We start from the raw sequence: 10,272 nt of genomic DNA on the forward strand, positions 1-10,272 counted from the left end.
TAGAAGCGCCGCCGCAGTTCTTTCCAGGTCATGTGCGGGTGCTTGCGGCGGATCCAGAGGAGCATTCTCCACCACGCGTACCAGCCGAGGTAAGAGAACGTCTTCTTGGACGCCCCATAGCGGAAGTAGGCCGCCCAGCCCCGTAGGACCGGGTTGACCGTCCGCAGCACCTGCGCCAACGACAGCGAGGACGTGCTTCGCCCCGTCAGCTTTTTGATCTTGTGCATCACCGACGCCAACGCTTGCTTGGACGGGATGGTGAGCACGACACGGCGTCCGTCGCCCCGCGTCTTCGCCTGGATGTGGAAGCCCAGGAAGACGAAACGTCGTCGATATGGGTGATATGGGTCTTCTCCTCCGAGAGGGCCATCCGAAGCCTGTGAGCCAACAACTCCCCGATCTCCGTCTTGAGCGCCTCGGCCTGTGCCTTCGAGCCGTGCACGAGCACGATGAAGTCGTCGGCGTAACGCACCAATCGGAAGTTCGGAAGCCCCTTGCGGCGGCGATTCTGCTTCCGCCCTGGGGGCGCCATCTCCTTCTCCCAGATCCGGGCGAAATGCCGGTCCAGGACGGAGAGATAGATGTTGGCCAGCAGCGGGGAGACGACCCCTCCCTGCGGAGTCCCGGTCAGGGTCTCCGCGAGCCCACCGTGCAACTCGACAACTCCGGCCCGCAGGAACCCGCTGACCAGCCGCAGGACCTTGCGGTCCTTGATGCGTTCGGCCACCAGATCCATCAGAACGTGGTGGTCGACGTTGTCGAAACAGGCCTTGATGTCGCCCTCGACGACCCAGTCGTAGGTCGACGGCCTGCGGGTGAAATGGTGGATCTCGGCGATGGCATCCTGGGCCCGACGACCGGGCCGATACCCGTACGAGGACGGGTAGAAATCGGCCTCGAAGATCGGTTCCAAGACCAGCTTGAGGGCCATCTGCGCGACCCGGTCGCGCAGGGTCGGAATCCCCAGATAACGGAATTTTCCGTTCTTCTTGGGAATCACCGCCCGCTTGACCGGCAACGCGGTGAAGGAGCCGTCCTTGAGCGAGGACCGCAAGTCCTCCAGGAACGAAAGAACCCCCACCTGGTCCTCGACGTGGTGGCGGGTGACCGCATCCACGCCCGCTGTCCTGGCACCCCGGTTGCCAGACACCCGCTCCCAGGCCACTACCAAGGTGGCTGGGTCGCAGATCAAGTTGAACACGTCACCGAACCGGCGTTCCGGATCGGCCCTTGCCCATCGGTGCAGCTTGAGCTGATGATCAAGTACCCGCCGCTCGGCCGCGAAAATTCCCGGCCAGTTGAGCGACGGCACGTCGCTATTCAACAACGTTCCTCCCCAATAGCAGCCCTGCTGCCCTCACGCTGTCGCCCTTCCCCATGTGGACGGCTTTCCCGTCCTCGGAGTACTACGGCGACTCCGCCACGAACCGGCGCCTTCAGCGGACATCGCGCCTGCCCTCCACATGGCCGGCTGCCAGGCGGGCCGGGCGACCCCGGTTCGCTTCCCACGTTCACTGATTTCCGTTGTGACGGACTCGGTGCCCAGCTATACCCCGGCGGCATCGCCACGGACCGCACATCGCAGTCTTGGTCCGGGCCTCCGACCAGCCATTTCCCAGAACTGGCCGGAGAGGGGAGTCCATCAGCCAGAGCGCTCCCCAGCACCGCAGCGCGACCCATCCACCAGGTTCGGCAGGTCGCTGACGACTCACGGAGCTTCAACCACTGGTTCAGTTTCCTTGCACCCCATCCGTCTTCGCTTGCGGGCACGAACCACCTGGTGGTCGCGGTCCGCCCCTACGTTGTCGAGGCTGCTCCCGGCCTCGCCCCCGATCCGGGGTTCGGCCTGCCTCCAGCTTCAACCGGTTACTGCGATGACCGGCGGCGGGTCCTTCCCCCCGCACGGAAATTCAGCGCCTCGTGGCGCACAGGAGATCTCGTCGATCCCGATCCGGCGCAGTCCCGCCAGAAGGTCCACCCTCTGCTCGACCTCCGCCCACGCCCGGGAGCAGATGGCGCCGACTGTGCGCCAGCCGATCCGCATCAGCTGAGTGATCGCGGTCTTGGAGCAGTGCGTGGCCAGCCAGGCCACCTGGTCGTCGAAGGGCAGGGTGTGGCCGGCCCCGTGACGAGCCCAGGGCACGGAGGCGACCGTCACACCGTGCTCGGGGCAGGACACCCTCGGCGCGTCCGCCTCGATTACTGCCTGCAGCGTGCCCAGGTCCAGGGCCCGCCAGTGTCGGCGCCCCTCACCGTTGTCGAACTTGGCGCACCGCCGCCCGCAGATCCCGCACCGCTGACGGCGGCCCTTCGCCGGGCGGGCGTGCACCACGATCAGCACGTCCTCGGGGCCGTCACCGTCCGGGTCGGACTCCTCGGCCTCCACAAGCTCGATCACGGTCTTTTCGACACCGAGCAGCCGAGTCCATATCCTTGCAGATCGCACGCCGTATCCAGGTTCTTCCGTTTCGTACCTTCGCACGTCGAAACGTAGCCGGGATACGGCGTGTTCTGCGCATCAGACCTGGTCAGCGACCCACGGAAGCGACCGGAGAGCCCTAATTGTCCTGCGTCCGGCTCCGTGGGAGATCGTACGTGCGTTCCGCTCTGCATCTGCTGCCTGGCCGAGGCGCGGGTTGTCAGGCGACCCAGCCGATGGAGGGGAGAGCTCGCGATGGTGGAGCCGTCCTGCGCCTACGGCGGCTGTGACCTGACCGCAGAAGAGACCGGCCGCCTCACGCAGGTGGCCGTAGCCGACTTGAAGGCGCCGCTGGGGACGACCGGCCCGCGAAGTGGTCGAGTCCGAGCATCGTCTTCATCTCGCAGCGGGGAGGTGCCTCTGCCTGCATGACCGTGGCCCGGCGGGGCCATCTGGGGCGGTGACTCCGTGAGCAGTGCAAGCTGCCGGAACCCTCCGGCCGTCAGCGTGAGGAGCAGCCCATCGCGACGCCGTATGCCCAAGACCTTTAAGTGACGGACAAAACGTCGTACATGGTATCTCTTGGGTCTGCATCGAAGCATGATCGGAGGTCAACATGGGAGATCCGACCGACGCACCGGGCGGTGGCCCTCCGCAGCCAGGTGAGGACCGAGCAGGTGGCGAGGGCAAGAAGGCCAAGTCCGAGCAGCGCTCCCTTTGGAAGCAGCTGCCGATTCTCATTGCCGTCGCCGTCGTGCTTGCGCTGCTGATCAAGACCTTCCTGCTCCAAGCCTTCTCCATCCCTTCCGGCTCGATGCAGAACACCCTCCAGCTCGGGGACCGGGTCCTGGTCGACAAGCTCACCCCCTGGTTCGGCTCAGAGCCGGAGCGTGGTGAGGTCGTCGTCTTCCACGACCCGAGTAACTGGCTGGCCGGCCAACCCACCTCGGAGCCCAACGTCTTCCAGGTCGTTCTCAGCAAGATCGGCCTGGCGCCCTCGGCTGACGAGAAGGACTTGATCAAGCGTGTCATCGCCATCGGCGGTGATACGGTCGAGTGCCGGAAGGGCGGACCGGTCAAGGTCAACGGGAAAAGCTTGAACGAGCCCTACATCTACCCCGGGAACACCCCCTGCGACGACAGGCCGTTCGGGCCCCTCCGGGTGCCCGAGGGCACGATCTGGGTGCTCGGTGACCACCGCCAGGACTCCGCCGATTCCCGATGGCACATGGACGACCCGAAGACTCACGGCTTCGTGCCTGTCGACGATGTCGTCGGCCGGGCCATCGCGGTGGCCTGGCCCGTCACCCGCTGGGCGACGCTGCCTATCCCGAAGACCTTCGAACAGCCTGGAATCGGCAATCAGGCCATCGCGGCCGACCCGACGGGTGCGCGTGCCGCGGCAGCGGCCTCAGCGTCGATGGAGACCGGCTGAAGCACGCGGCGACGGTCGCCCGCGCTCTTCTCACGGGCCTTTCGGCTCGGATCTACTGCGGCCACGCTCGGCGTCCGCGTCTTCTACGGCGTCCTGGTCCGTGTCGGGGCCGGCCAGGTGTCCCGGTGCTCCGGCGCATGTGCACCGTTCGTACCCCGCAATGTCACCATGACCGTGCCGTCCGGGCTCTCGGCGAACGCGATGGTGCAGACCAGCTGACGTCTGGCCGACTCGGTCAGGTCACCCAGAGGAGCCTTCCCGACGACTCGACCATGTTCCTGGCGAGCGAGACGCGGGCGTCAGTGGTCAGGGCGGTCAGCGACCGATCATTGTGCAAGCCGGCCCGGCGCTTCGCCTTTTGAGGGCCCGCCAGCAGGGCGGCGACGGCCTTCGCGGTCGGCGGCCGCGCGGCGGGGTCCGCCGAGCCCATCTCGTCATAGGTCTCGAGGGTGTACTCCTCGCCGAAAACCGTCGCGTCCCCGCCGCCCACGATCCGAGGCACCGGCACCAGAGTGCCGTCGGGGGAGAGGAAGAAGAGCAGCATGCGGACCTGCCGCGCCGGGAGCACGTCGATGGTGGCGGGTCCGCTCGCGCCTATGACATCCGTTTCCTGGATGCCGCACGCGGTGAGTGCCGCCAGCGCCGCCACCGCCGCGGCAGGACGGAGCAGTTGTCTCATTCCGGTGCCTCCCCTGCGGGGCGGGCACGCAGCGGTAGTTCGACCGTGAGGACCGCGCCGCCCTCCGGATTGCTGGTGGCGCGGACGCTGCCACCGTGCAGCCTTAAGTTCTCCTGCGTGAAGAGGACGGGCCAGCAGCAGGAAGACCGCGCTGATGGCGACTGCCCCCGCCCCGGCGGCCGCGGCCGTCCCGCCAGGAGCCGCCCAGCGCGCGGTGACGTATCCGAGGTTTCCACTGTGAACCTCAGTTCCAGGGGGACCGGTTGGGCGATACAGTGCGCGCCGTGGACCCACCCGATTGGTTCGTCTGGATCTTTCTCGCTCTGACCCTCTTGCAAGTCCTCGGTCTCGTCCCCATCACCCGCAGGTTGCGCGGATCTGACTCCGTTCTGCGCTCCAAGGCGCGTCTCGACCTGCTGGAGACGATCGGCAGCCTGCTGCTCTTCGGCGGCGTGATGCTGAGTCTCATGGTGGCGGCACCCTGGTTCTGGCTGTTCCTCGCCGGCTTCGTGCTCATGGGCGCCGTCTACGCCGTGAAAGGCCTCCAACTGCTCCGCGCCCGCCGCCGCCCCGCGGCCTGATCCGGAAGACAAGCTCTCCAGGCCGCGGATCAGCGAGAATCAGTGAGCGGTCAGTGATGGAATGGCTCCATGCGATTCTCCCGTATCGCGACGCTCGCGTCGGTCGAGCGGTCCGCACGGCAGCTGGCGCTCCTCCTTCGGAAGCGGGAACGTTGCGCTGGCTGCCCACGGACATCAGCGGCTACCACCGGCCGTACGAGGAAGAAGGAGATACCAGCATGGCGATCAAGCGGATGGACAACGTCGGAATCGTCGTCGAGGACTTGGACGCCGCCGTCGCCTTCTTCGTGGAACTCGGTATGAAGCTGGAGGGCCGGGCGGAGGTCGAGGGACTCGTCGCCGACCGGTGCACCGGCCTCGACGGCGTCCACTGTGACATCGCGATGGTCCGCACCCCGGACGGTCACAGCCGGCTCGAATTGGCGAAGTATCGTAGCCCCGCGGCGATCGACGCCGGGCCGCGCAACCGGCCGCACAACATTCGGGGGACGCACCGCGTCATGTTCGCCGTCGACGACATCGAGGACACCGTTGCCCGCCTGCGTCCTCACGGTGCCGAGCTCGTCGGAGAGATCGCCCGGTTCGAGGACAGCTATCTGCTCTGCTACGTCCGTGGCCCGGAAGGCATCATCGTCGGACTGGCCGAGCAACTGCGCTGACCGGCAAGAGCCGAACCGTGTAGCCGAGCCGGATGAACAGGAATTGTGAATCGCCCGATCTGCTGCGGCATCAAGGCCAGCGGCCCCGGCCGAAATCTGCGCCCGCCGCGCGACCCGGACGCGCCAGGGCCGGAAGAGGAGGACGGCGGCACCCAGGACTGACCGGACCGGACGGACTCATCGGTGGATCGGCCGGCGCCCGCCCCGAGGAGCGGGGCGACGAACCGCACAGTGGCCGGTGGCCGCCTGACCTTCAGCCCGGTGAGACGAAGCCGGACTCGTATGCCGCGATGACCGCCTGAGTGCGGTCTCGTGCGCCAAGTTTCGCCAGCACGGAGCTGACGTGGGACTTGACGGTCTCGGTCCCCACCACCAGGCGCGCGGCGATCTCCGCGTTCGACAGGCCTCGCGCCATGAGACGCAGCACCTCGCCTTCGCGCTCGGTCAGCGCGGCACGTTCCATGGCGGTCCGGGCCACGGAAGTGCCGTGGTCCCGGCCGAAGGAGGCCGCCAACTGCCGCACAGCCGCCGGGAACAGCAGGGATTCGCCCTCGGCCACCAGGCGTACGGCGTGCACGATCTCCGCCGGCCGCGCCCGCTTCAGCAGAAAGCCGTCGGCTCCAGCGCGCAGCGCCCCGTACACGTACTCGTCGTTCTCGAAGGTCGTCACCACCACGATCTTCGGTGGGCTCGGCACGGTGCGCAGTACCGCCCGCGTAGCCTCGATGCCGTCCATCAGCGGCATGCGCACATCCATGACGATGACGTCGGGTCGCAGTCGCCGTACCAACGGGATCACAGATGCCCCGTCGGCGGCCTCGCCCACCACTTCGATGTCCGGCTGAGCCTCCAGCACGGCGCGTAGTCCGGCCCGTACGAGCGGCTCGTCGTCGACCAGGAGAACGGTGAGCGGCATCCGGTCAGCTTAGATCAACTACAGCGGCAGGTCGACGTGCAGTATCCAGTTGTCGCCGTCCTGGCCTGCCCGTGCCTCGCCTCCGAGCAGCACGGCGCGCTCACGGATCCCGCGTAGCCCTCTGCCGCCGCCCAGTGCGGCCTCCGGCACCTGCGCCGGCAGTGGATTACGTACCTCAAGCCGCAGCCGCGCCGACTCGACGGCGATGCGAACGCCGACAGGGACGGGGCCCGCGTGCCGCAGTACGTTGGTGAGGGCCTCTTGGAGCATTCTGTAGGCCTCGCGGGAAACCGGCCGTGGAAGGTCCTCCAACGGGCCGGTCACTTCTGCGTCGACTCGCGCTCCCGAGGACCGTGCGGAATCCAGCAGACGGCTCGCCTCGTCGAGAGCCGGACGTCTGCCGGTCGGCTGTCCTGTCTCTCGCAGTACGAGCAGGACACGGTCCAGGTCTTCCAGCGCAGCCCGTCCCGTCTCCTCGATGGCCATAAGTGCCCGGTCGGTGAAAGCCTGGTCGCCTGCCGCCCGGGCGGCACCCGCCTGTACCACTGCCAGAGTCAGCGCGTGGCCGAGAGAGTCATGCAACTCCCTCGCAATACCGTTGCGTTCCAGCAGTTGCTCGGTGCGCCTCTCCAGCTCGGCCAGCCGCTCCTTGACCGACGGCCCGAGCAGTCGGCGAGCAGCCTGGGCCATGAGGGCCCCCGAGCCTGCGGCCACTATGACCAGCACCAGCACGGGCACCGGTGTCAGCAGGGCATACACCCAGTCCGAGCCCGCAACACGCACGAGCGGCACGGCGAGAGTGGGATCCCCGGCCGCCGCCCCGGCGAACGACAGCGCGAGCGTCAGCAACTTGTTGGTCGCCACTGCGAGCGCGATCCCTGCCTCCAGACGCAGGACCAGCCAGACACCGGTCCTGGCCCGATCGGTCCAGGACGCGGAGAAGACGGTGGAGATACCAGGGTCCTCGTCGGTCCTCACGCGTGCGTGCGGTCCGGGAAACAGCATCAGCCGCGCCTGCAGCCCTTCCACGTAGCGGACCGAGGGCACCAGGGCGACGGCCAGAGCCAGGGGGAGGGGAAGGAGCGCGATCAGCACCCAGTCGCGCGGCGCCGGGTTGTCCAGCCCCGGATAGACCATGGCGCAGGCGAACGGTACGACCGCACCCACCAGCATGTGCAGCCAGCGGGTATAGGTCACCGCACGCGTCAGTGGCAGCAGGAGGCCTGGCATGCCGTCATCGTGACAGAGCGGCGGGGCGTCCGTCCTCCCCCGCACGGGGGAGGTGGACCCCTCGACCGGGGGATGCCGGCCCGCGTTCACTCGCTCACGCTGAGGCCATGACCAGCATCGATGTCAATGAGCTCACCAAGGACTACGGCGGCACCCGGGCAGTCGACCGCCTGACGTGCAGTATCCAACCGGGCCGGGTCACCGGATTCCTCGGCCCCAACGGCGCCGGCAAGTCCACCACCATGCGCCTCGTCCTCGGACTTGACCGCCCCACCTCCGGCACCGCCACGGTCGGCGGCCGCTCCTACGAGACGCTGCGCGAGCCCCTACAGACGGTCGGTGTCCTCCTGGACGCGCAGGCGGCCCACGGTTCCCGTACCGCCCGTGACCATCTGCGTTTCATCGCTGTCAGCAACCGCCTCCCCGCCCGCCGTGTGGACGAGGTCTTGCAGGACACCGGGCTCGCCGCTGTCGAGGGCCGCCGCATCCGAACCTTTTCACTGGGCATGCGCCAGCGCCTCGGCATCGCCACCGCGCTCCTCGGGGATCCGCCGGTCCTCATGCTGGACGAGCCCACCAACGGCCTCGACCCGGAGGGGATCGTCTGGATGCGCCACTTGCTTCGCCGGCTCGCCCGCGAAGGCCGCACGGTCCTGGTCTCCAGCCACTTGATGAACGAGACCGCCACGTTCGCCGACCACCTCGTCGTCCTCGGCCGGGGTCGACTCCTCGCCGACATCCCGGCACAGGTCTTCATCGAACAGCACAGCCACCCGCGCGTACGCGTACGCACCGGTGATCCCGGTCGACTGCGGGCCGCACTGCTGGCGCGGGGACACGCAGTCGCGGAAGACGACGACGGCCGATGGACGATCGACGGTGCCACTGCCGAACAGGTCGGAGCCGTCGCAGCCGGCGAGGGCATCCCCGTACTCGAACTCGCCGACGAACGTGCCTCCCTGGAGCAGGCCTACCTCGCTCTCACAACGGCCGAGACAGAATTCTCCTCCGCGGCCACCGCGTCCCCGACCACCCCACAGGAGTCCTGAACATGTCTGTCACCGCGGTACTCCACTCGGAGTGGATCAAGATCAGGTCGGTCCGGGCGAGCTTCGGGTCGCTCCTCGCGGTCTTCGCCGCCACGCTGGCCATTACCCTGCTGGTCTTCGCCACCGTCGGCAGAGCAGAGGCGGAAGGCGGCGGCGATCGCGTCTTCGGGGCTTTCTACACGCTCAACTTCGCACAGATCGCCGCGATCGCCTTCGGGTCCACCGCCGTCTCATCCGAGTACGCGGGCGGTGCGCTTCGGATCTCCCTGTCAGCGGTGCCGCGCCGAGGTCTCTTCTACGCGGCCAAGACGGCGATCGTGGCCGCCGCCGCCCTCGTCGTGGGACTCGCCGCCTCGTTCGCCACCTTCTTCGCGGGCCAGGCGTTCCTGGGCCGGCACGCCATCGGGCTCGGTGAGCCGGGAGCACTGCGGGCCTGCATCGGCGGGGGGATCTACCTCACTCTGATGGCCCTGTTCGCAATGGGACTCACGTTTCTGCTGCGCAGCGCCGTCGCGGTACTCAGCCTGCTCATCCCGTTCATCCTGGTCGTGTCCTTCGTGGTCGGAGACATCGCCGAGGGTGCCGCCGTCTACCTTCCCGACCGTGCCGGACAACAAGTTCTTCACCAGGATCCGGCGGGAGGCCTGACCGCTTGGGCAGGTCTCGCCGTGACGGCGCTATGGACAGCAGCCGCGCTCCTGGCCGGCTGGTGGGCAATGAACCGTCGCGACGCCTGACAGCTCAGGTGACCGGCACTTGCCGCTTCGCCTTCGTCGACGAGTGTCGGTTCGTACGCCAGTCCTGCGCCCCCGAACGCGAGTCCATGAGCAAGCCGCAGGTCGCGAACCGGCCAATTGCTCGTTCCTGACCAGCTGGCAGCTCCTCGGACTGGTAGACGAGCCGACGCAGTTGGCGGCCCGCAGAAGCGGGGACGGAACCGTTCGTGGGGAGCCGGCGGTGGCCAGTTCCTGGGTGAGGAGGACACTCGTGCGACGGTAGACGGATGTGGGGGCAGGGGAGGGGAAGTTGTTGACTGCGACGAACCGGGTAACCGGCGGCCTGTCGATCACGCAGGCGCTCGAGCACGTGCGGGGTCGACGGCATTCCGAGGAGACCCCGGACTCCTCAGCCCGGATCCACCGGCTTGATGGTGGTGCGATCGGTTCGGGGTTCTGTAGGGCGTGTCGGGGCGGCGTCGCGGATTCGGGCGTGGGGTGTCCGCTGGTCTGCCCAGCCTTTCCACTTGTCCACGGTCTCGGGCCCTTTCGGGCGGGTCGGTCAGGGAGTGTCAGACGGCTGGCGGC

At 67.8% G+C, this 10,272-nt stretch carries 10 protein-coding genes and 1 pseudogene; 5 read left to right on the forward strand and 6 right to left on the reverse strand.

Features of this window, described 5'->3' with window-relative positions; all coding sequences use genetic code 11:
* The 3 genes and pseudogenes from ACFU5K_RS29750 to ACFU5K_RS29760 all read right to left on the reverse strand — a co-directional run.
* The coding region (locus tag ACFU5K_RS29750; RefSeq protein WP_384067167.1) for a group II intron maturase-specific domain-containing protein at window positions 1–227 on the reverse strand (227 nt) is incomplete at its 3' end.
* Window positions 227–1,324, reverse strand: coding sequence for a group II intron reverse transcriptase/maturase (gene ltrA / locus ACFU5K_RS29755; RefSeq protein ID WP_384067170.1), 1,098 nt, complete (start codon window positions 1,322–1,324; stop codon window positions 227–229). The genes ltrA and ACFU5K_RS29750, both read right to left, overlap by 1 nt.
* 606 nt (window positions 1,325–1,930) lie before the next feature.
* Window positions 1,931–2,446 (reverse strand): annotated as a pseudogene (locus tag ACFU5K_RS29760) (helix-turn-helix domain-containing protein); the annotation flags it as partial.
* Window positions 2,447–3,035: 589 nt separating this feature from the next.
* Here ACFU5K_RS29760 and lepB point away from each other — a divergent pair.
* Window positions 3,036–3,854, forward strand: coding sequence for a signal peptidase I (gene lepB / locus ACFU5K_RS29765; RefSeq protein ID WP_384067173.1), 819 nt, complete (start codon window positions 3,036–3,038; stop codon window positions 3,852–3,854).
* A gap of 235 nt (window positions 3,855–4,089) precedes the next feature.
* Here the strand turns inward: lepB and ACFU5K_RS29770 are convergent, their stop codons facing one another.
* On the reverse strand, window positions 4,090–4,533 hold the full coding sequence (locus ACFU5K_RS29770; protein ID WP_384067176.1) for a hypothetical protein: 444 nt from the start codon (window positions 4,531–4,533) through the stop codon (window positions 4,090–4,092).
* 284 nt (window positions 4,534–4,817) lie between these two features.
* Here ACFU5K_RS29770 and ACFU5K_RS29775 point away from each other — a divergent pair, with 284 nt between their 5' ends.
* A complete protein-coding gene (locus tag ACFU5K_RS29775; protein WP_384067179.1) occupies window positions 4,818–5,114 on the forward strand; it encodes a hypothetical protein in 297 nt (98 codons plus the stop codon).
* Window positions 5,115–5,332: 218 nt separating this feature from the next.
* On the forward strand, window positions 5,333–5,773 hold the full coding sequence (locus ACFU5K_RS29780) for a VOC family protein (RefSeq protein WP_384067182.1): 441 nt from the start codon (window positions 5,333–5,335) through the stop codon (window positions 5,771–5,773).
* A gap of 253 nt (window positions 5,774–6,026) precedes the next feature.
* Here the strand turns inward: ACFU5K_RS29780 and ACFU5K_RS29785 are convergent, their stop codons facing one another.
* Together ACFU5K_RS29785 and ACFU5K_RS29790 are read right to left on the reverse strand one after the other, a co-directional pair.
* Window positions 6,027–6,689, reverse strand: a complete 663-nt coding sequence (locus ACFU5K_RS29785; RefSeq protein ID WP_384067184.1) for a response regulator — start codon at window positions 6,687–6,689, stop codon at window positions 6,027–6,029.
* A gap of 18 nt (window positions 6,690–6,707) precedes the next feature.
* Entirely contained in the window at window positions 6,708–7,919 is a 1,212-nt protein-coding gene (locus tag ACFU5K_RS29790) for a sensor histidine kinase (RefSeq protein ID WP_384067188.1), read from the reverse strand.
* Between the two features lie 107 nt (window positions 7,920–8,026).
* On the opposite strand from ACFU5K_RS29790, the gene ACFU5K_RS29795 reads away from it, so the two are divergent.
* Entirely contained in the window at window positions 8,027–8,968 is a 942-nt protein-coding gene (locus tag ACFU5K_RS29795; RefSeq protein ID WP_384067191.1) for an ABC transporter ATP-binding protein, read from the forward strand.
* Between the two features lie 2 nt (window positions 8,969–8,970).
* Window positions 8,971–9,705 (forward strand): ABC transporter permease, encoded by a 735-nt coding sequence (locus tag ACFU5K_RS29800; protein WP_384067194.1) that lies wholly within the window; start codon window positions 8,971–8,973, stop codon window positions 9,703–9,705.
* Window positions 9,706–10,272 lie beyond the last annotated feature (567 nt).

Origin of the sequence: Streptomyces sp. NPDC057428, assembly GCF_042803195.1 — a bacterium.
Lineage (GTDB): Bacteria > Actinomycetota > Actinomycetes > Streptomycetales > Streptomycetaceae > Streptomyces.

Bases quoted from the DNA above. Each gene is read 5' to 3' on its own strand.
- lepB (WP_384067173.1), top strand. From the start codon at position 3,036: ATGGGAGATCCGACCGACGCACCGGGCGGTGGCCCTCCGCAGCCAGGT.
- ACFU5K_RS29770 (WP_384067176.1), bottom strand. From the start codon at position 4,533: ATGAGACAACTGCTCCGTCCTGCCGCGGCGGTGGCGGCGCTGGCGGCA.
- ACFU5K_RS29780 (WP_384067182.1), top strand. From the start codon at position 5,333: ATGGCGATCAAGCGGATGGACAACGTCGGAATCGTCGTCGAGGACTTG.
- ACFU5K_RS29785 (WP_384067184.1), bottom strand. From the start codon at position 6,689: ATGCCGCTCACCGTTCTCCTGGTCGACGACGAGCCGCTCGTACGGGCC.
- ACFU5K_RS29790 (WP_384067188.1), bottom strand. From the start codon at position 7,919: ATGCCAGGCCTCCTGCTGCCACTGACGCGTGCGGTGACCTATACCCGC.
- ACFU5K_RS29795 (WP_384067191.1), top strand. From the start codon at position 8,027: ATGACCAGCATCGATGTCAATGAGCTCACCAAGGACTACGGCGGCACC.
- ACFU5K_RS29800 (WP_384067194.1), top strand. From the start codon at position 8,971: ATGTCTGTCACCGCGGTACTCCACTCGGAGTGGATCAAGATCAGGTCG.